This is a genomic window from Pseudomonas sp. MF6394, assembly GCF_002018845.1.
Classification (GTDB): Bacteria; Pseudomonadota; Gammaproteobacteria; order Pseudomonadales; family Pseudomonadaceae; genus Aquipseudomonas; species Aquipseudomonas lactis.
In genome coordinates this window covers 1-20,591 of sequence record NZ_MVOJ01000051.1, presented here as the reverse complement: position 1 = coordinate 20,591, position 20,591 = coordinate 1, and the positions used below count along the sequence as shown (strand labels likewise).

Annotated in this window: 18 protein-coding genes and 2 pseudogenes; 13 read left to right on the top strand and 7 right to left on the bottom strand. The window is 60.7% G+C overall.

The window, feature by feature from the left end; genetic code table 11:
* Positions 1-164 precede the first annotated feature (164 nt).
* Entirely contained in the window at positions 165-797 is a 633-nt protein-coding gene (locus MF6394_RS31300) for a TetR family transcriptional regulator (protein ID WP_044272702.1), read from the top strand.
* Positions 798-1,129: 332 nt separating this feature from the next.
* On the opposite strand, the gene MF6394_RS31295 is transcribed toward MF6394_RS31300, so the two are convergent.
* The 3 genes from MF6394_RS31295 to MF6394_RS31285 are packed head-to-tail and all read right to left on the bottom strand — an operon-like array spanning position 1,130 to position 3,710.
* Positions 1,130-2,185: an alkene reductase gene (locus MF6394_RS31295; RefSeq protein ID WP_034134945.1), complete on the bottom strand. Its 1,056-nt coding sequence runs from the start codon at positions 2,183-2,185 to the stop codon at positions 1,130-1,132.
* A 28-nt stretch (positions 2,186-2,213) separates the two neighbouring features.
* Positions 2,214-3,380: an MFS transporter gene (locus MF6394_RS31290; RefSeq protein ID WP_044272706.1), complete on the bottom strand. Its 1,167-nt coding sequence runs from the start codon at positions 3,378-3,380 to the stop codon at positions 2,214-2,216.
* Between the two features lie 18 nt (positions 3,381-3,398).
* Positions 3,399-3,710, bottom strand: a complete 312-nt coding sequence (locus MF6394_RS31285) for an ArsR/SmtB family transcription factor (protein ID WP_003189349.1) — start codon at positions 3,708-3,710, stop codon at positions 3,399-3,401.
* 155 nt (positions 3,711-3,865) lie between these two features.
* On the opposite strand from MF6394_RS31285, the gene MF6394_RS31280 reads away from it, so the two are divergent.
* Positions 3,866-4,444, top strand: a complete 579-nt coding sequence (locus MF6394_RS31280) for an acyl carrier protein phosphodiesterase (RefSeq protein ID WP_078468211.1) — start codon at positions 3,866-3,868, stop codon at positions 4,442-4,444.
* Between the two features lie 120 nt (positions 4,445-4,564).
* Here MF6394_RS31280 and MF6394_RS31275 read toward each other — a convergent pair whose 3' ends face one another.
* Positions 4,565-5,356: a lysophospholipid acyltransferase family protein gene (locus MF6394_RS31275; RefSeq protein ID WP_047710261.1), complete on the bottom strand. Its 792-nt coding sequence runs from the start codon at positions 5,354-5,356 to the stop codon at positions 4,565-4,567.
* The gene (olsB, locus tag MF6394_RS31270) at positions 5,356-6,111 is read right to left on the bottom strand and encodes an L-ornithine N(alpha)-acyltransferase (RefSeq protein WP_003189352.1); all 756 of its coding nucleotides are present in this window, start codon (positions 6,109-6,111) and stop codon (positions 5,356-5,358) included. The genes MF6394_RS31275 and olsB overlap by 1 nt, the downstream gene beginning before the upstream one ends.
* Before the next feature lie 184 nt (positions 6,112-6,295).
* On the opposite strand from olsB, the gene MF6394_RS31265 reads away from it, so the two are divergent.
* Together MF6394_RS31265 and MF6394_RS31260 are read left to right on the top strand one after the other, a co-directional pair.
* Positions 6,296-7,369: a serine hydrolase domain-containing protein gene (locus MF6394_RS31265; RefSeq protein WP_078468210.1), complete on the top strand. Its 1,074-nt coding sequence runs from the start codon at positions 6,296-6,298 to the stop codon at positions 7,367-7,369.
* A complete protein-coding gene (locus tag MF6394_RS31260) occupies positions 7,366-7,680 on the top strand; it encodes an amidase (protein ID WP_078468209.1) in 315 nt (104 codons plus the stop codon). The genes MF6394_RS31265 and MF6394_RS31260 overlap by 4 nt, the downstream gene beginning before the upstream one ends.
* Before the next feature lie 179 nt (positions 7,681-7,859).
* Here MF6394_RS31260 and MF6394_RS31255 read toward each other — a convergent pair.
* Positions 7,860-8,075: pseudogene (locus tag MF6394_RS31255) on the bottom strand (DUF3077 domain-containing protein); the annotation flags it as partial.
* 382 nt (positions 8,076-8,457) lie between these two features.
* Between MF6394_RS31255 and MF6394_RS31250 the strand changes: the two are divergent.
* The 7 genes from MF6394_RS31250 to MF6394_RS31220 all read left to right on the top strand — a co-directional run bounded on the left by MF6394_RS31250 (position 8,458) and on the right by MF6394_RS31220 (position 16,627).
* Complete coding sequence (locus tag MF6394_RS31250; protein ID WP_078468208.1) at positions 8,458-9,318, top strand: hypothetical protein; 861 nt, start codon at positions 8,458-8,460, stop codon at positions 9,316-9,318.
* Positions 9,319-9,795: 477 nt separating this feature from the next.
* Positions 9,796-10,974 carry a M20 aminoacylase family protein gene (locus tag MF6394_RS31245; protein WP_078468207.1) on the top strand — a complete coding sequence of 393 codons (1,179 nt, stop codon included), beginning with the start codon at positions 9,796-9,798 and terminating at the stop codon, positions 10,972-10,974.
* A gap of 169 nt (positions 10,975-11,143) precedes the next feature.
* Complete coding sequence (locus MF6394_RS31240; protein WP_032893098.1) at positions 11,144-12,454, top strand: citrate-proton symporter; 1,311 nt, start codon at positions 11,144-11,146, stop codon at positions 12,452-12,454.
* Positions 12,451-13,893, top strand: a complete 1,443-nt coding sequence (locus tag MF6394_RS31235) for an amidase (protein WP_078468206.1) — start codon at positions 12,451-12,453, stop codon at positions 13,891-13,893. Before MF6394_RS31240 ends, MF6394_RS31235 begins: the two co-directional genes overlap by 4 nt.
* A 65-nt stretch (positions 13,894-13,958) precedes the next feature.
* Positions 13,959-14,717, top strand: a complete 759-nt coding sequence (locus MF6394_RS31230; RefSeq protein WP_034134951.1) for a helix-turn-helix domain-containing protein — start codon at positions 13,959-13,961, stop codon at positions 14,715-14,717.
* A 172-nt stretch (positions 14,718-14,889) separates the two neighbouring features.
* Entirely contained in the window at positions 14,890-15,468 is a 579-nt protein-coding gene (locus MF6394_RS31225) for a YceI family protein (RefSeq protein ID WP_044272720.1), read from the top strand.
* A 1-nt stretch (position 15,469) separates the two neighbouring features.
* Complete coding sequence (locus MF6394_RS31220; protein ID WP_044272722.1) at positions 15,470-16,627, top strand: phospholipase D-like domain-containing protein; 1,158 nt, start codon at positions 15,470-15,472, stop codon at positions 16,625-16,627.
* Between the two features lie 144 nt (positions 16,628-16,771).
* Here MF6394_RS31220 and bglX read toward each other — a convergent pair whose 3' ends face one another.
* Positions 16,772-19,063 carry a beta-glucosidase BglX gene (gene bglX / locus MF6394_RS31215; RefSeq protein ID WP_069557999.1) on the bottom strand — a complete coding sequence of 764 codons (2,292 nt, stop codon included), beginning with the start codon at positions 19,061-19,063 and terminating at the stop codon, positions 16,772-16,774.
* A 241-nt stretch (positions 19,064-19,304) separates the two neighbouring features.
* Here bglX and MF6394_RS31210 point away from each other — a divergent pair, with 241 nt between their 5' ends.
* Both MF6394_RS31210 and MF6394_RS31205 read left to right on the top strand, forming a co-directional pair.
* Positions 19,305-19,916: a LemA family protein gene (locus MF6394_RS31210; protein WP_078468205.1), complete on the top strand. Its 612-nt coding sequence runs from the start codon at positions 19,305-19,307 to the stop codon at positions 19,914-19,916.
* An 18-nt stretch (positions 19,917-19,934) separates the two neighbouring features.
* Positions 19,935-20,552 (top strand): annotated as a pseudogene (locus MF6394_RS31205) (TPM domain-containing protein); the annotation flags it as partial.
* Between the last annotated feature and the right edge of the window lie 39 nt (positions 20,553-20,591).

The following is a 20,591-nucleotide window of genomic DNA, read 5'->3' as shown; positions in this document are numbered from 1 at the left end:
TTCATGGTTGTTTGTAAACTCTTGACAGGCTTCGCGCAATGCTGACAAAGCACCGCCGCAAGCCTCGATTCTAGTACGTTCGGCGCCCATGACGGCGTCGTCCCACAATTATTCAGATGATGGTCAAGTACCATCCACAGTGTCCTGATTGAGGTTTTACTGCCATGGTTCGTCGCACCAAAGAGGAAGCTCAGGAAACGCGCAGCCAGATTCTCCAAGCCGCCGAGCAAGCCTTTTATGAGCGTGGTGTGGCGCGCACCACCCTGGCGGACATCGCCGCGTTGGCGGGCGTCACGCGTGGGGCTATCTATTGGCATTTCAGCAATAAGTCCGATTTGCTCCAGGCCTTGCTCGACACGCTGCACGAACCCCTGGACGAATTGGCCCGGGCGAGTGAAAGCGAGGATGAAGTCGACCCGCTGGGCTGTATGCGCAAGCTGATGATTCATCTCTACCATGAAGTGGCCCTGGACCCGAAAACCCGGCGCATCAACGAGATTCTGTTTCATAAGTGCGAGTTCACCGATGAAATGTGCGACATGCGCCGCCAACGCCAGACCCATAGCCTGGAATGCAACCTGCGTATCAGCCTGACGTTGCGTAACGCGGTCAATCGCGGGCAACTGCCTGAAAATCTCGACACCACCCGTGGGGCTGTCTGCATACATGCCTTTATCCACGGTTTGATCGGCCAGTGGCTGCTGGTCCCCGATAGCTTTGAACTGCATCAGGACGCCGAGCGCTGGGCTGATATAGGGCTGGACATGCTGCGCCTGAGCCCCAGCCTGCGCAATTGAAACAAAATGCGTAATTGCAACCCGTTGTGTCAACAGTAAAGCCTAAAGACGGTCAATCGTCCTTCTGCCTGATTTGTGGGGTGACTTTATATACGGCATGGCGGGCGGTTGATAGGTAGCCGGCTAAGTATTTTGTAGCGATATTGTTGCGGTTCTGTGAAGCGATGTTTCCAACAGGCACAAATGTGGGAGAGAACTTGCCCCTGACACTGTAGGAGCGAGCTTGCTCGCGAAAAACGTCAACGATAACGCGCGCTTCCTGAATGAACGCGGCGTCTGTCAGTTTTTCGCGAGCAAGCTCGCTCCTACAGTATTGGGTTTTGCGGGTTGCGTTAGATCGGCAGCGTCGGGTAGTCGATATAACCCACTGGGCCTTTACCGTAGAAGGTCTCCGGGTGCGGCTCGTTCAACGGCGCATCGGCCTTCAGTCGCGCCGGCAGGTCCGGGTTGGCGATGAAAGGAATACCAAAGGCCACCGCATCCGCCTTGCCCGCCGCCAGCCAGGCATTGGCGCTGTCTTTGGTGAAGCGTTCGTTGGCGATGTACGCACCGCCGAAGGCTTTTTTCAGCTGTGGGCCCAGGCTGTCCGCGCCTTCTTTTTCGCGCGAGCAGATAAAGGCGATGCCGCGCTTGCCCAGTTCGCTGGCGACGTAGGTGAAGGTCTCGGCGAGGTTGTCGTCGCCCATGTCATGCGCATCAGCACGCGGTGCCAGGTGCACGCCCACGCGGCCGGCGCCCCAGACTTCGATGGCGGCGTCGGTGACTTCCAGCAACAGGCGCGCACGGTTTTCCAGGGAGCCACCGTACTGGTCGGTGCGCTGGTTGGTGCTGCTTTGCAGGAACTGGTCGAGCAGGTAGCCGTTGGCGCCGTGGATTTCCACGCCGTCGAAACCGGCAGCCTTGGCGTTCTCGGCGCCGGTGCGGTAAGCGTCGACGATGTCGGCGATTTCAGCGGTTTCCAGGGCGCGCGGGGTAGGGTAGTCGGCCAATGGGCGAACCAGGCTGACGTGGCCTTTAGCCTGGACCGCACTCGGGGCCACCGGGGTTTCGCCGTTCAGGTAGGACTCGTGGGAGATGCGGCCAACATGCCACAACTGCAGGAAGATCTTGCCGCCCGCGCCGTGCACGGCCTTGGTGATGTTGGCCCAGCCGCGCACCTGATCGTTGGACCAGATGCCGGGGGTGTCTGGGTAGCCCACGCCCATCGGTGTCACGGAAGTGGCTTCGCTGAGGATCAGCCCGGCGGAGGCGCGTTGCACGTAGTACTCGGCCATCAGCGCATTGGGCACGCGCCCGGCATCCGCGCGGCAGCGGGTCAGCGGCGCCATGATGATGCGGTTCGACAGCTGCACGTCGCCCAGTGTGATCGGATCGAAAATAGTCGTCATGGAAAAAACACCTTCTCTTTTAAGTTGATCAGTGGGTCGCGGGGGCCAGGTCGGCATTGCCGCCCTGACGGAAAGTGATCAGGGTCACCAGCAGCGCGAGAATCGCCAGTGCGGCGGCCGCCAGCGGCACGCTGGTCAGGCCGAAGCCGTGGGCAATTACGCTGCCGCCGACCCAGGCGCCGAGGGCGTTGCCAATGTTGAAGGCGCCGATGTTCAAGGTGGACACCAGGTTCGGCGCGGCCTTGCCGAAGGTCACCACGTTGATTTGCAGCGCCGGCACGGCGGCGAACGAGGCGGTGGCCCACAGGAACAGGGTGATCTCGGTTGGGATCACCGCAACGCTGGTCCAGCTCAGCAGCGTGGACACCACCGCCATGCTGATGAACACGCCGATCAAGGTAGCCGCCAGGCGCTTGTCTGCCAGTTTGCCGCCGATGATGTTGCCCACGGTGAGGCCCAGGCCGATCAGCAACAGGGTCCAGGTCACGCCCTTGGGCGACACGCCCGTGACATCGCCGAGCAGCGGTGCGACGTAGGTAAAGAGGGTGAACATCGACGCGGCGAACAGCGCGGTCATGCTCAGCGACAACCAGATACCGGCCCCCTTGAGGGCGGCCAGTTCGGCGCGCATGTCGAGTTTTTCTTCGTCACGCTTGGCGGGCAAGAAGCGAATCAGGCCGACCAAGGCGATCACGCCAATCACGGTCACGGCCCAGAAGGTCGAGCGCCAGCCGGCTTCCTGGCCCAGCGCCGTACCCAGGGGTACGCCCAGCACGTTCGCCAGGGTCAACCCGGTGAACATCAGCGCCACCGCCGACGCACGTTTGTTGGCCGGCACCAGGTTGGCCGCCACCACTGAACCAATCCCGAAGAAGGCACCGTGACACAACGCCGTGACCACACGGGCAAACATCAGCACGTTGTAGTCGCTTGCCAGGGCACAGAGCAGGTTGCCGATAATGAAAATACCCATCAACGCTACCAGCGCCGCCTTGCGTGGCAGCTTGGCGGTGGCCAGTGCCATGAACGGTGCGCCGATGGCCACGCCCAGGGCGTAGCCGGTCACCAGCCAGCCGGCGCCGGGAATCGACACACCCAGGTCCGCCGCCACATCGGGCAGCAAGCCCATGATGACGAACTCGGTGGTGCCGATGGCGAAGGCGCTCAGGGCCAGTATGAGTAGCGAGAGGGGCATGGGGTGTGTCCTTGGTGATTACGGTGCGCTGAGTTCGGTGATGAGCGCCGTGAGAAAGGCTTGGATCACCTCCTCGTTGCGCTTGAAAAAGTGCCACTGCCCGGCCTTCTGGCTGCTGATCAACCCCGCCCGTTGCAAGGTGGCCAGGTGGGCCGACACGGTCGACTGGGACAAGCCGCAGCGCTGGTCGATCTGCCCGGCGCAGATGCCGTATTCGTGGTTGTGCAATTGCTCGGGGAACTGCACTTTCGGGTCTTTGAGCCAGGTGAGGATGTCTCGTCGTACTGGGTGCGCCAGGGCTTTTATTATTTCGTCGAGGTCGATGGACATGGCAGGGTGCTCGGTGTCGTAAAGCGTTATATCGCGATGAGGCGAACTTTAAATCGTCATATCCCGATATACCAATATGATTTTGATCTGAGGCCAGAGCGAATCGGTATATCGGGTTATAACGATATGTAGGTGGCAGTGGTAGACTGCGCGGCATGAATTATCTCGCACATCTGCATCTGGGCGGCCAACTTCCTGCACAACTGCTGGGCAGCCTCTATGGCGACTTCGTCAAAGGCCGCCTGCAGGGCCAGTTCAGCCCGCAAATCGAAGCGGCGATCCAGCTGCATCGCTCCATCGACCGGTTCACCGACAGCCACCCCTTGGTGGGGGAGGCGTTGTCGCGTTTCAGCCAGACCCGCAGGCGCTATGCCGGCATCGTCCTCGATGTGTTTTTTGACCATTGCCTGGCGCGCGACTGGGCGCTGTATGCCGACCAACCCCTGGAGCGTTTCACGTCGCAGGTGTATCGGGTGTTGGCGGCCGAACCCGCGTTGCCGGGGCGGCTGGCGCAGATTGCGCCGTATATGGCAGCGGATGATTGGTTGGGCTCGTACCGCGAGTTTGCGGTGATGGAGCAGGTGCTGCGGGGGATTTCGCGGCGGCTGACACAGCCCGAGGAGTTGGGGTATGCGATGCAGGAGTTGCGGGTTTTGTATGAGCCGCTGAGTGAGGACTTTCGACTGTTCTACCCAGAGTTGCAGAAGTTTGCACAATCTCAACTGACTACATGAGATCTGAATGTGGGAGCTGGCTTGCCTGCGATAGCGGCCTACCTGTTGAGAATGCTGTGGCTGACCCACCGCCATCGCAGGCAAGCCAGCTCCCACATTTTAGAGGGTGTTCACATTGCTTCAGGCGGCGAATGCTGGCCGAGCAGCCACTTGCTCAGTCTCCGGCACCGGCCCGAACAACGCCTTCTGCACCGCCTGCTGCGCCTGATACGCCAATGCCGCACGTTCCTGCCCAGCGCAGGCAATCGGCTTGAGCACATGAATCTCCACATCGCCGCGGTCATTGGAAAACAAGCGCATCAGGTGCGAGAGCAAATCATCATCGCCAATAAAGGGCGCCAGCGGGTCGACTTGGCCGTCGCGCAGATACCGAATCGCCACTGGCTGCAGTGACACATCCGCATCGATCGCGCTGGCCAGCAAACGCCCGTGAAACGTGCGCAGGCCGCGCCCGTCGGTGGTGGTGCCTTCGGGGAACATCAGCAACGGGTGCTGTTGCTCCAGATGACGGGTCATCTGCTTGCGGATCAGTTGGCTGTCACCTGAACCGCGACGAATAAACAGGCTGCCCGCCTTGGCCGCCAGCCAGCCCGCCACCGGCCAGGTACGCACCTCGGCCTTGGACAAAAACGACATCGGCGCCACCATGCCCAGCAATGGGATATCCGTCCAGGACACATGATTGCTCACCCACAGCATCGGCGTTTGCGGCAACTCCCCATGCACCGTCACGCGAAAGGGCAGGGCGTTGGTCAGTCGCGCCATAAAAAAGCGCGACCAACGCTGGCGCCGCACCATCGAGTTAGCCACCCCCAGGCGCTCGAACAGGCCAAATACACTGGCCATGCTCAACCCCAGCGCCACCACCAACAACACGCGGGCGATGCGCCCGTAAATGCGCAGGCGGTTCATCACATGGCCGCCTTGAAGTGGCGCGCGTAGCGCGGGCACAACTCGTCGCGCTTGAGCAGGATAAACACGTCGGCCACTTGGAAGTCTTCATCCCAGCACGGCTCGCCGCAGATCTTCGCGCCCAGGCGCATGTAGGCCTTGAGCAGCGGCGGCATTTCGGCGATGACGTTAGACGGCAAGTCCAGGGCCGGCAGCGGTTTTTTTGGTTCGGCGCGCAGGTGTTCGTTGCACAGGTAGCGCTCGCGCAAGCGCTGCATGATCGCGTGGGCCTGGATGCCGCCGTCGTGCATCGGGATGCTCGCGCAGCCCATCAGGTAGCTGTAGCCACCTTGGTTGAGCACTTCGGCCAACTCGCCCCAGAGCACCGCAATGGTGCCGCCGTTGCGGTAGGCCGGGTCGACGCAGGTACGGCCGATTTCCAGGATCGGGCCCTGCAAGTGCAGCAGGCCATGCAGGCTGAATTCTTCTTCGCTGTAGAACCGGCCCAGGGTGCTGGCGGCCTGGTGGTCAAGCAGGCGGGTGGTGGCGACGAGTCGACCGCTGTTCAAATCCCGCACGCCGATATGGCTGCAGTGAACATCATAGTCATCCATGTCCAGACCCAGTTCCGCGCCTTTCAGCTTGGCGTTGAATTCGCCGCTGAACACGTTGAACCGCAGGGCCTGGGCTTCCTGCAATGCCTGTGCGCCTACCAGGCGTTCGGCTTGCAGACGGCGTTCATTGCCTTTGTCGCTGATGCGGGCGATCTGAGTCATAGCGAGTCTCCGGGTGCCGGCCAGGTTGCGGCCAGTCGACTTTGTTGTCCAAAGTCAGGCTATGTAGCCTCGGTGTCAGCTCCATGAAGTTACGGTGACGGTTGGATGACAGCCCCCTTGTCGCAAATCTGTCACTGGCGTGGGCTAGGCTCGCGGGCTTGAATGCCCCCTTGAGTTCGCGTCCATGCTCCGAGGCCTGTTGTGCGTTGCCCTGCTGTTTGTCACCGTGAATGCCCGCGCTGAAGTCTGGCCTGAAAAGGAATGGGCCATGGGCACGCTTCTCGCCGGTCCCGCTGTCGATGCCCTGGACGCCTACGCTTTCCCACCCCGTGACGATGCCACCCGCAACGGTATTCGCACCGATGCGTTGCTGGTCATTCGGGATGGCGAAATCATCTATGAACGCTACGCCGCGCCCACCACTGCCAGCACGCCGCACCTCACCTGGTCCGTCAGCAAAAGCCTGATGGCTACCGTGCTGGGCGTGGCCTATGGGCAAGGCCGCTTCAAACTCAGCGACCCCGCGGCACGTTTCTACCCGCCGATGAAGCAGCATCCCAAGGTAAGCATGGCCAACCTGCTGCACTGGGCTTCGGGGTTGGATTGGCAGGAAGACTACGAATACGCCCCATTGAAATCTTCGGTGGTGGCGATGCTCTACACCCGTGGCCACACCGACATGGCGCAATTCGCGGCAGATACCAAAGCCGCCGCCGCCCCTGGCCAGGCTTTCCGTTATTCCAGTGGCGACAGCAATATCCTGTCCGCTGCGCTCAAGGGCATGCTCGGCCACAAGGCCTACATGACCTACCCGTGGGACGCGCTGTTCCAGCCCCTGGGCATTCGCGACGCAACCTGGGAAACCGATGCCGATGAGACGTTTGTCGCGTCATCCTATGCCTACCTCACGGCCCGCGATCTGGCACGAGTAGGGCTACTGATGGCGCGAGATGGGCGCTGGGGCGAGCGGCAACTGCTGCCCCAGGACTGGGTCGCCCTCAACCGCAGGCCCTTCGACCACTACAAAGCCGGCCAGGATGAAGCCGTGCCAGGCGGCCATTGGTGGCTCAACACCGGCGCCCCCCGACCCTGGCCCGACGCACCGGCCACCACCTTCGCCGCGCTGGGGCACTGGGGCCAGGCGCTGTTTGTGCTGCCCGACGAACACCTGGTGATCGTGCGCTACGGCGATGATCGGGATGGCAGTTACCGGCATAACGAACTGCTCCAACGCGTGCTGGCGGCGGTGCGCTCATGATCCGTCGTCATCCATTTATCAGCGTTTTACTGGTGTTGTTTATCGCACTCTTGGGCTGGGTTTGGCATGAACGCGTCAACCTGCAAGCCTTCCCCGACATCATCGCGGCGTACACCGCCAAGGAGTACTGCTCGTGCCGGTACGTGGCCAACAACCCGGCGCAGTATTGTCTGGGGTATGTGAAGCAGTACGTGCCCATCAGTGCACTTATCGACACGCCGGAACGCAGTGAAGTCACGGCGAGTGGGTTGGGGCGTACGCATACAGCGCGATGGATAGGCAACCGCCAAGGCTGCCGCCTCAACCCCTGACACACCCAAATTCCCCTGTGGCTGGCTTGCCTGCGATAGCGGCAGGTCAGTCAACATCATTGGTGCCTGTGCCGCCGTCATCGCAGGCAAGCCAGCTCCCACATTGTATTTGTGCTGATCATGGGAAATTGAGAGAGATACAGACAAGCGCCCGATGCGGTGCACCGGGCGCGTACTACTTACATCGCGGTTTGACTGCCGGGCTGCATCGCCAGCAGCAAGTCATCAATGATCGCCTTACCCATCTCACCCAGATAATGCGAGGCAAACGCAAACTTCTCCGCCTTGGGGTCCATGGCCGCTTCAAGCGCGAGCATTTTTGCGTAGTAGAGCACGTGGGAGGCGTGTTCGAGGGCTTCCACAAGCGGAACCCCGGCGTTGACGCGGAACAGTCGCTCAGGTCATGGACTTTGTAACCAGCGTTGGTGTTGGAACGTGCCTAACGCAATCGCTCACGATGTAGCGCGTATTGAACTTGGATATGGCTGTTAGCTGCGAAGCGACGGTTCACCAAGCGCTGCCGCTCGTGGGAACTGGCCGGGTCGAGCAGTGCCCTTCTCCACAAGGAGAGCGGGTTTAGTTAGAGAGTCTAGTAATAAGCCGTTGGCAGCTGTCGGTAAAAATCATTCGTTTTGGGACTGATATGTGTTTTTGTAATTGATGTGGGCTGGGTTTATTTGGAATTGATATGAGTAACTGTTAGATGTGATAGTGGTGCCGATTTAATGTGAGGTTGATACTCTTTTCTGTCATTCATTTTTGTAATTGGAGGAAGTTATGAAAAAGTGGGCTTATTTGTATGAAAAAAAAGAGGTGCTTCATGGTTTGTCTGTGTGTGAAAGTGTGGAGATTAGAAATGATGAAAGTATGCCGAATGAAAATACTTTGGCGGTGCAAATGTTTCTGCAAACCGCTCGGCTCGAGGCGCCCCCTCTTGAACTAGAAGATAATAGTTTTCAGCCAAAAAATAATCCTTATGGCTATATAAAAAGATGGGTAGAGTGTCGAGCGGATGTTGACAAAACGTGGCGCCAGGTCGATGGGGTTTTTATGAGCGCAGCAGCGTTTGAGAAATTCAAGGTGCAAGGCCCCTCAGCCATCCCAAGAAATCCAAGAGTTCAAGAATTTTGCGTGTTTAACTTTATGGGTATGGATAACTTCTTTCTGTGTAAGATTAAGGTTGATATAGATAATTATACGCCGGCCGATGTGAGACGTTTGATTGTTGCGTATTATGGCGGAAAGTTTGATGTCGGGATTACTTCAGGTGCGGGGGATCCAGATGGAGTGAAGCGTTACTACCGATCGATAAGTCGGATGGCCTATACTGATATTATGTCGTTGGCTGATATTGGTAAGGATATAAATAAGGGGTGGTTAGAGAGGCATAAATATGCAGAGCTGTTGTATCCGGCTGTTTCGCTTGCCGACTATATCGCGAAGAGAATGCCTGAAACTAAAAAGATTCTGCTGCAGGATGATGGCAAGCTGTTTTCTGAGTATGGCCTTGATCCAGGATTTCCGATTGTAGCGAACTGGTCGCTTGATCCTGCGCCAGGGTGGAATGTGGATTGGTGTGATATTGGAAGTGAGTTTGTAGAGGAGTTTGTCATTGAGATCGTTAATGAGCTAGTCTAAATCCTTCATCGTATACCCATGAAAAAGGATTAAGTACTCTGCAGTACAAGTATTTAGACGCCCGATGCGGTGCACCGGGCGTGTACTACTTACTGTGGAGTTTGACTGCCGGACTGCATCGCCAGCAACAAGTCATCAATGATGGATGGCTTTGCCCATTTCGCCTAAATAATGCGAGGAGCAGCGACGCCGCAGAAATTAATCCTGTGAACGCGCCCTCGCAACCGGTGGCAAATGGCTGTTGTGGCGAGGGAGCTTGCTCCCGGTAGCGGTGGGTCAGTCACCATTGTTTGGCTGACACTCCGCCATCGCAGGCAAGCCCACATTTAGATTATCTGCGTGGGCTTTCGGAAAAAGAGCCAGCCCTGAGGTTCCACAGAGTGGAACCACCTTTGATTGTCCTCACGCCCACATCGCGCTTAGCTGTCGATGTGTCGCCAACAAGAACGGGACCACCCGCCTGTGAGGAGAATCACCATGCGCCCGCACCAGCACATCCTGGATTGGCTCAGCGACGTTGCCAGCGACTTGCACGCTGTGCGTCACGATATCCACGCCCATCCCGAACTCGGCTTTGAAGAGAACCGCACTTCAGCGTTGGTCGCACAGTCACTTAAAGAGTGGGGTTACGAGGTGCACACCGGCATCGGCAAGACCGGTGTGGTCGGTGTGCTGCGCAATGGCAGCAGCCCGCGCACGTTGGGGATTCGTGCCGATATGGACGCCTTGCCCATCATCGAAAATACCGGCGCGGCCTATACCAGCCAGCACGCCGGCTGCATGCATGCCTGCGGCCATGACGGCCATACCACCATGTTGCTCGGCGCCGCGCGTTACTTGGCGGCGACGCGGCAATTCGACGGTACCTTGAACCTGATTTTTCAACCCGCCGAAGAAGGCCAGGGCGGCGCCGAGGCGATGTTGGCGGACGGTTTGCTGGAACGTTTTCCCTGTGATGGGCTGTTCGGCATGTACAATATGCCGGGCTTGCCGGCGGGGCATCTGGGCTTGAGAGTGGGGCCGATGATGGCCTCTCAGGATCTGCTTACCGTGACGCTTGAAGGCGTAGGTGGCCACGGCTCGATGCCGCATTTGACCGTGGACCCGCTGGTGGCGGGGGCGAGCATGGTCAGGGCGTTGCAAACGGTGGTGGCGCGCAATATCGACACCCAGGAAGCCGCCGTGGTCACGGTCGGCGCGCTGCAAGCGGGGCAAGCCGCCAATGTGATTCCCCAGCAAGCCCTGCTGCGCCTGAGCCTGCGCGCACTTAACCCTAAGGTGCGCGAACAGATGCTGGAACGGGTCAACGCAATCATCCAGACCCAGGCCGCCAGCTTCGGCTGCACGGTGCAGATCGAACACCGCCCGGCCTACCCGGTGCTGGTCAACCACGCCGAGGAAACCGAATTCGCCCGCCAGGTCGGCGTGGCCTTGCTCGGTGCCGACGCCGTGGATGGCAACACCCGCACGCTGATGGGCAGCGAAGACTTCGCCTGGATGCTGCAACGCTGCCCCGGCAGTTACTTGTTTATCGGCAACGGCGTGTCGCGGCCGATGGTGCACAACCCCGCCTATGACTTCAACGACGACATCCTGCTGACCGGCGCCGCCTATTGGGGCGCGCTGGCCGAGAGCTGGCTCAAGCCGGCCGGCTAACCCAAACCCTTGTAGGAGCGAGCTTGCTCGCGAAAAACCCACAGGCGACACGTGCTCCCTGATAGCGCTGCGTCATCGTTGACGACCTTCGCGAGCAAGCTCGCTCCTACAGCAACGTCTTTTTCTGCCGCTGGACCCTTTCCCTTATCGGTTGAATGGAGTGCTCCTCATGCAGACTGCAAAACCTGGTGTCTCGCGCACTCGCCAAGTGGTGGCGGCCGTGATCGGCAACGCGTTGGAGTGGTATGACTTTATCGTCTACGGCTTTCTGGCCAGCATTATCGCCCGGCAGTTCTTCCCCTCGGAGGACGAGTACGCATCGTTGCTGATGGCGCTGGCCACCTTCGGCGTGGGCTTTTTCATGCGTCCGGTGGGCGGCATCCTGTTGGGTATCTACTCTGATCGCAAAGGCCGCAAGGCGGCGATGCAGTTGATTATCCGGCTGATGACCGTGTCCATCGCGCTGATCGCCTTCGCGCCGAACTATGCCGCCATCGGCATGGGCGCGCCGTTGTTGATCGTGGTGGCGCGCATGCTCCAGGGCTTTGCCACTGGCGGTGAGTACGCGAGCGCCACGGCATTTCTGGTAGAGAGCGCGCCGGCCCATCGCAAGGGCTTGTATGGCTCCTGGCAATTGGTGGGGCAGTGCCTGGCGGTGTTTGGTGGCGCGGCGATGGTGGCGCTGGTCACGCATTTCTTTTCGCCCGAGACCCTCGACCTGTGGGGCTGGCGCCTGCCGTTTGTGCTGGGCTTGTTGATCGGCCCGGTGGGGTTGTGGATTCGTCGGCACATGGAAGACCCGGAAGAATTCATCGAAGCGCGCAAGCAAGCCACCGGCCCGGCGCCGAGCCTGATGCAAGTGCTGCGTGAGCATCGGCGCAGTATTTTGGTGTCGATGGGGCTGGCGTGCGGCGCGACGGTGTCGTTCTACGTGGTGCTGGTGAACATGCCGACCTTCGCCCACAAGAACCTCGGCCTGCCGCTGGACCAAGTGTTGATGGTGCAGATGTTTGCGGTGGCGCTGATGACCGTGGTGATCCCCTTGTCCGGCTTGTTGTCGGATCGCCTGGGGCGGCGACCGGTGTTGATGGCCTTCACCCTGGCGTTTTTCGTGATGGTCTACCCGTTGTATGTGTGGGTGGCGGCGGCGCCGTCCATCGAGCGCTTGCTGGTAATGCAGGTGATGTTGTGCACGGCGATTGGCGGGTTTTTCGGACCCGCACCGACGGCATTGGCCGAGCAGTTCCCCATTGAGGTGCGCTCCACCGGCGTGTCGGTGGCCTATAACGTGGCGGTGATGGTGTTCGGTGGTTTCGCGCCGTTGATCGTGACCTGGCTGAGCAAAGTGCTGGGCACACCGGTGGCGCCCTCGTTTTATGTATTGTTCGCCTGCGTGCTGACGCTGCTGGGCACTTACTGCATGCGCGAGGCCCCCCGGGCGAGCAAGCCGTTGCCGTTTTCCAGAGAGGTGAAGCCTTGAGTATTGTTGATTGGGATGCCACTGAACTGTCGCGAGCCATTCATGGGCGGCAGGTGTCGTGCGAAGAGGTGATGCAGGCATACCTGGCGCAGATCCAGCGCTTTAACCCCGGCGTGAATGCGCTGGTGTCACTGCGCGACAGTGAGGCCGTGCTGGCCGAGGCGAGGGCCTGCGATCGGGAGTTGGACCAGGGCCACTCCCGTGGCTGGATGCATGGCATGCCCCAGGCCATCAAGGACCTGGCGGCCACCCAGGGTTTACGCACCACCCTGGGCTCGCCGTTGTTTGCCGAGCATGTGCCGACTGAAGACGCCATCAGCGTGGCGCGAGTGCGGGCCAGTGGCGCGATCATCATCGGCAAGACCAACGTGCCGGAGTTCGGCCTGGGCTCCCACACCTACAACACGCTGTTCGGCACCACCGGCAATGCCTATGACCCGCGCCTGGCAGCGGGCGGCAGCAGTGGCGGGGCGGCGGTGGCTCTGGCGCTGCGCATGCTGCCGGTGGCCGACGGCAGCGACATGATGGGCTCGCTGCGCAACCCGGCGGCGTTCAACAACGTGTTCGGCTTGCGGCCCTCCCAAGGGCGGGTGCCCCACGGGCCGATGCCGGAGCTGTTCGTGCAGCAACTGGGCACCGAGGGCCCGATGGGGCGCAGTGTGGCGGATGTGGCGCAGTTGCTGAGCATCCAGGCCGGTTACGACCCCCGCACGCCGCTGTCCTCCCAGGGCGATCCGGCGGTGCTGGGCCAGCCGTTGCAACGCGACTTCAACGGCGCACGCCTCGGTTGGCTGGGGGACTACAACGGTTATCTGCCGATGGATGATGGCGTGATGAGCCTGTGCGAAGCGGCGCTGGATGATTTCGCCAGGTTGGGCTGTGAAGTGCACAGCTGCCAACCGGACTTTTCCATGGCGCGCCTGTGGCGCTGCTGGCTGGTACACCGCCATTGGCTGGTGCACGGCAACCTCGGCGCGGCCTACGCCAACCCGCAAAAACGCGCACTGCTCAAACCCGAGGCCCAATGGGAAGTGGAGGGCGGCCAGGGTTTGAGTGGCCAACAGGTGTACCAGGCGTCGGTAGACCGCAGTGAGTGGTACCGCGCCTTGGCCAAGCTGTTCCAACGTTACGATTTTCTGCTGTTGCCCACGGCCCAGGTGTTCCCTTTCGATGCACAACAGCCGTGGCCGCGCCTCGTCGGCGGGCGTGAAATGGACACTTATCACCGCTGGATGGAAGTGGTGATCGGCCCGACCCTCGCCGGTTTGCCGAGCATGAGCATCCCCGTGGGCTTCAACCCCCAGGGCTTGCCCATGGGCCTGCAAATCATTGGCCCGGCCCAGGCCGACAGGGCCGTGCTGCAATTGGCCTACGCTCATGAACAACTGACCCAATGGGTACAACGGCGGCCGCCGGCGTGCCTTGCAACGATCCGCTGAGCGCTGACCGGGCCTGTATCTTGCTGTGAAAAAAAGATCATCCACCGGCAACAGGGAGATCGAACATGGAGACAGGCACCGTACGCTCGGTTGAGCGCGCACTGGCAATCGTCGAGTTGCTGGGCGAGCACCAAGCCCTGGGGCTGGAAGAGTTGCACTACCTCACGCGCCTGCCCAAGGCCACGGTGTCGCGCATGTTGCTGACCTTGCAGGAGCAGGGTTGGGTCTATCGGGGCCTGAGTGATCGACGTTACCGCTTGCGTGCCCGGCGCTTGTTCGGCGATACCCAGCAACGCTTCAAGCGCCAGGTGGTGGAGAGCGCCGCGCCTTGGTTGCTGGAACTGAGCGAGCGCACCGGGCTGGTGGTGGATTTGTCGTGCTTCGATGGCGAACGCCTGGAAGTCATGGAAAGTGCGATTCCCAGCGTGTTGCGCAAGCTGTACCCGAACAACTGCCAGATCGTCGGCCAGTACGCCAGCCTGTTCCACTCGGCGATGGGCAAGGCCTGCCTGACGCAATTGCCGGCCGAAGAAGTACAGCGCCTGGCAGGCCGTAATCATGTGGCGGCAGACGAGCACTATCGCGCATGCGAGCAAACCCAGCACCAGGGCTTTGGCCAGCGTACCGAGGGCTATTGGGAATATCCTGTGCGTTTGCCGTTCCTGATCCGGGCGGTGGCGCTGCCGGTGCGCGCCAATGGCCGCCTGGTGGGGAGCATGGCGTTGCATTGGCCGATGCATCAGGCGCCAGTGGAGCGTGTGTTGAATTTGCATATGGGCAGCCTTGAAGAAACGATCTGCGAAGTGCAGCGAGCGCTGGTTTGATAGTCACCGCCGAATAAATGTGGGAGCGGGCTTGCTCGCGAAGGCGATGTATCAGCTACACATGTATTGACTGGCACTGCGCTTTCGCGAGCAAGCCCGCTCCCACAATGAATTTGCGCCGTTCATGAGATTGCGCTTATGGTTCGCTCAGGTTTTCCCCCGCGAGTCTTCAATGTCAATCAAACCCTTGGCCTTCGCCCTTTTGGCCGCTGCAGCAGTGCCCGCCCACGCCGACTGGTACCTGGATAACGAATCCTCACGCCTGTCCTTCGTCACCACCAAAAACACCGAGATTGCCGAAGTGCAGCGCTTCCTGGTGCTGCACGGCAAGGTCGACGCCAAAGGCGCGGCTCAGTTGGAAGTGGAACTGGAGTCGATCAACAGCGGCATCCCGCTGCGCGACGAGCGCATGCGTAGAGAGCTGTTCGAGATCAAGACCTTCCCCGAAGCGCAGATCAGTGCGCAGATCAACCTGCAGCCCATCAACGACCTGGCGTCCGGCGCGCAGTTGGAATTGCGCCTGCCCCTGAGCGTCACGCTGCACGGCAAGACCCAGACCTACAGCGCCGAGCTGCTGGCCACGCGCCTGGATGATCGACGTTTCCAAGTGGTGACCCTGGAGCCTGTGGTATTGCATGCCGAGGATTTTGACCTGGCGCCGGGTGTAGCAGCCTTGCGCAAGGCAGCGGGGCTCAAGTCGATCAGTTTGTCAGTGCCGGTGGGTGCGGTGCTGATCTTCACGGCGCGCTGACATGAGCGGCGCAGTGTTCCCGTGGCGCAGCGCCAATCAGTTCGAATTGCTGATCGACGGGCCGAACTTCTTCCCGCAGATGCTGGTGGGCATCGCCCGGGCCGAGCAGCAGGTTGACCTTGAGTTGTACCTGGTCGAAGCGGGTGCCTGCGCCGAAGCCATGGTGCAGGCACTGGTGCTGGCCGCCGAACGCGGCGTGCAGGTGCGTTGCCTGTTCGATGATTACGGCAGCCTGGCGTTTACCCTGGGGCTGCGCAAGCGCTTGACCGATGCCGGTGTGGAGTTGCGCTTTTACAACCGCCTGAACTGGCGGCGCTGGATGCGCAACCTGTATCGCGACCACCGCAAGTTGCTGCTGATTGATCAGCGTGTCGCTGTGGTCGGTGGTACGGGCGTCACCGACGAGTTCTGGACGCCGGGCCAAGACACCGCCGACTGGCATGAAGTGATGGTGCAGATCAGCGGCCCGCTGGTGCTGGATTGGCAGGCCCTGTTCGACCGGCAATGGCACGCTAACGCTGCGCGCCGTGAATGGAAACCGGCGACCCATTTTGGTTTGCCCCGCTTGCCCAAGGTGCCCGCCACCGGGCCGGGGCTAGGCCGCGTTGCGTATGCCGACGCCCGTCAGCACCGTGACATCCTGCAATCGTTGATTCGCGCCTTGAACAGCAGCAAATCGCGTATCTGGCTGGCCACCCCGTACTTCCTGCCCACCTGGAGTGTGCGCCGTGCCTTGCGCCGGGCGGCTGGGCGCGGCGTGGACGTGCGTCTGTTGCTCACCGGGCCGCGCACCGATCACCCGTCGGTGCGTTACGCCGGGCACCGTTATTACCCGCGCCTGCTGCGTTCAGGCGTGCAGATCTTTGAATACCAGCCGTGCTTTTTGCACCTGAAGATGGTGCTGGTGGACGATTGGGTGAGCATTGGCTCGTGCAATTTCGACCACTGGAATCTGCGCTTCAACCTGGAAGCCAACCTGGAAGCACTGGACCCGCAATTGACGGCAGCGGTGGTGGGCAGTTTCGAAGCGGACTTTGCCCAGAGCCAGGCGGTGAGCCTGGAGGCATGGAAGGCGCGGCCGTTGTGGCGGCGGGTGAAGCAGCGGGTGTGGGGCTGGATTGACCGGCTGGTGGTCAATCTGCTCGACCGGCGCGGCTAGTCGCATCACTCAATCAAATGTGGGAGCTGGCTTGCCTGCGATACAGGCACCTCGGTACACCTGACAAACCGAGGTGCCTGTATCGCAGGCAAGCCAGCTCCCACAAAAGCCAGCTCCCACCCAGGCCGTGTTTACAGCTTCAGATCAGAGCAGTTCGAAGGTTTGTTGCTGCACGTCCTGGGAATCCAACCCGATCTGCACATTGAACTCACCCGGTTCGGCCGCGTACTTGAGCTGGCTGTTGTAGAACTTCAGGTCGTCCTCGGTAATGGTGAAGTGCAGCGTGCGCGCTTCGCCGGCCTTGAGCATGACCTTCTGGAAGTTCTTCAGCTCCTTGATCGGGCGGATCATCGAGCCGGCCACGTCCTGGATATACAACTGCACAACCGTTTCGCCGTCTACCTTGCCGGTGTTCTTCACGGTGACGCTGGCGTCGAGCTTGCCGGTCTTGTTCAGGGTGGTGGACGACAGTGCCATGTCCGACAGGCTGAACGTGGTGTAGCTCAGGCCATAGCCAAACGGAAACAGGGGGCCTGTGGTGTCATCGAAGTACTGCGAGGTGTAGTTGCCCGGCTTGCCTGGGGTGAATGGCCGGCCGATGGTCAGGTGGTTGTAATAGGTTGGAATCTGCCCAACGGAGCGAGGGACGGTGATCGGCAGCTTGCCCGATGGGTTGTAGTCGCCGAACAGCACGTCGGCAATGGCGTTGCCACCTTCGGTACCTGCGAACCAGGTTTCCAGGATCGCATCGGCCTGTTGGTTTTCTTCCAGAATCGACAGCGGACGGCCATTCATCAGCACCAGCACCAGCGGTTTGCCGGTGGCTTTGAGGGCCTTGATCAAGTCGCGCTGGCTTTGCGGGATGTTCAGGTCGGTGCGGCTCGATGACTCGTGGGACATGCCACGGGACTCGCCCACCGCCGCGACGATAACGTCGGCGTTGTTCGCCGCCTTCACCGCTTCGTCAATCAGCACCTGGGCAGGACGCGGGTCATCCACCACTTCCGGGGCATCGAAGTTGAGGAAGTTGAGGTAGTCGAGCACCGCCTTGTCGCCGGTGATGTTGGCGCCACGGGCATAGAGCACTTTGCCTTTTTCGCCGATCACGGCGTTCATGCCGTCGAGCAGGGTCACCGATTGCGCAGGCCGGCCGGCAGCAGCCCAACTGCCCATCATGTCGATAGGCGCCTTGGCCAGCGGGCCGACCAGGGCAATGGTCGCGGATTTTTTCAGCGGCAGGGTGTCGTTGTGGTTTTTCAGCAACACCAGGCTGCGGCGCGCAATGTCGCGGGCCTCGGCCCGGTGCAGGCGGCTGTCGGCGTAGGTGTCGACCGGGTCATCCTCGGCCTTGCCGATGCGCAGGTACGGGTCCTTGAACAGGCCCATGTCGTACTTGGCGCCAAGCACTTCGCGCACGGCGTTATCGATGTCGCTCTGCTGGATTTCGCCGGACTTGAGCAACCCAGGCAGTTCCTTGCCGTACAGCGAGTCGTTCATGCTCATGTCGATGCCGGCCTTGATCGCGAGCTTGGCGGCTTCACGCCCGTCCTTGGCCACGCCGTGCTTGATCAGCTCGAAGATCGCGCCGTGATCGCTCACGGTCAGGCCCTTGAAGCCCCAGTCCTTGCGCAGCAGGTCGTTCATCAGCCAGGTGTTGGCCGTGGCAGGCACGCCGTTGATCGAGTTGAGTGCCACCATCACGCCGCCGGAGCCAGCCTTGATCGCTGCGTGGTAGGGCGGCAGGTAGTCCTGGTACATCTTGACCGGGCTCATGTCGACCACGTTGTAGTCGCGCCCGCCTTCCACCGCGCCATAGAGGGCAAAGTGCTTGACGCTGGCCATGAGGCTGTCGGCATTCGCGGGGCTGGTGCCCTGGAACGCCTTGACCATCACTTCGGCAATGCGTGACACCAGGTAGGTGTCTTCACCGAAACCTTCGGAGGTGCGGCCCCAGCGTGGGTCGCGGGAGATATCGACCATCGGCGCAAAGGTGATGTCGAGGCTGTCGGCAGCGGCTTCCTGGGCGGCGATGCGCCCGGAGCGGCCGATGGCGTCCATGTCCCAGCTGGAGGCCAGGGCCAGGCTGATCGGGAAAATGGTGCGGTGGCCGTGGATCACGTCGTAGGCGAAGAACATGGGGATCTTCAAGCGGCTGCGCATGGCCGCGTCCTGCATCGGACGGTTTTCCGGGCGGGTGATGGAGTTGAAAGTGCCACCGATGCGGCCGGCGGCGATTTCCTTGCGGATCAGCTCGCGGGGCATTTCCGGGCCGATGCTGATCAGGCGCAATTGGCCGATCTTCTCATCCAGGGTCATTTGCTTGAGCAGGTCGCTGACAAAGGCGTCCTTGTCGTTAAGCGCAGCAGGCTTTGTTTCTGCCCAGACGGGGTGGGTGGCCAGCGTTGCAACAAGGCCGAGCAAACACAGCTTTTTCATGAATATCCTTTTTCGGCTACTGCGCAGCATTCAAAGCGATGCTGTCGGCCAAAATGTGGGGAACGTCTATTGTTGTTCGGGTGTTGTTCAGATAAATGCAGCACACTCTGAACTCTTTTTCGCGCTGGGCATCTTTGTAGCTGATTGGCTCGAAGCATTCCAGTGGTGGCGGATTATGCCCCAAGCGCGTGGTTTATAGGGTTAGTCGTCACATTCCATCAGATCGGGCAGGAGAAACACCATGCAAGCAGCACAACATTACCGCTGGGGCTTCAAGGCTGCGGCGCTGTTACTGATCAGCAGCGTGCTGAGCGGTTGCGGCATCAACAACATCCCGACCCTGGACGAACAGGCCAAGGCCGCCTGGGGCCAGGTGCAGAACCAGTACCAGCGCCGTGCCGACCTGATCCCCAACCTGGTGGAAACGGTGAAGGCGTATGCCGCCCACGAACAGGAAACCCTCACCGCGGTGATTGAAGCGCGGGCCAAGGCCACCTCGATCCAGGTGGATGCCAGCACCCTGGACAACCCCGAGAAACTCAAGCAGTTCCAGCAAGCCCAGGATGGCCTGAGCGGCGCACTCAGCCGTTTGATGGTGGTGTCCGAGCGTTACCCGGACCTGAAGGCCAACCAGAACTTCCTGGCCTTGCAATCGCAACTTGAGGGCACCGAGAACCGTATTGCTGTGTCTCGCCGTGACTTTATCCAGGCCGTACAGGCTTACAACACCGAGATCCGCACCTTCCCGGGCCGCCTGTGGCACAGCGTGATGTACAGCGACTTGCCGATCCGCGCCACGTTTGAAGCCACCAGCGCCGATGCCGATAAAGCGCCGCAAGTGAAGTTCAAATAAGGCTGCACTGAGGTGTCGATGCGTTTATTACGGATAGGCCTGGCGCTGTGGCTGTTGGCCTGCGTGGGCGTGGCCCAGGCGGCGCTGACCTTCCCGGCGCTGACCGGGCGGGTGGTGGACAGCGCGCAGATGATCGACCCAGCGGTGCGCGAGCAACTGACCCAGCAATTGCAGGCGCTGGAGCAGACCTCGGGCGACCAACTGGTGGTGGTCACCGTGCCCGACCTGCAAGGCGTGCCCATTGAGGACTACGGTTATCAATTGGGCCGCCAGTGGGGCATTGGCCAGAAGGGCAAGGACAACGGCGCGCTGTTGATCGTCTCCCGTGATGACCGCCAGTTGCGCATCGAAGTCGGCTATGGCCTGGAAGGCGTGCTGACCGATGCGCAATCCTGGGTGATCATCAACCAGGTGATCCTGCCCAAGTTCAAGGCCGGCAATTTCAGCCAGGGCATCAGCGATGGCGTGGCTGCGATGATCCAGGTGGTGGGCGGGGAGCCCTTGGCGGTGCCGGCTCATGTGGCGGATGCCAACTTCGCCATGGATAATCCCGGCTTTTCCATCGGCCTGTTTATTCTGCTGATCGGCGTGTTGTGGTTGTGCAACCGCATGGGCCTGTCTCTTCTCCACATCCTACGCTGCCGACGACTAAACAGCTGAAGACATCGGACGCTG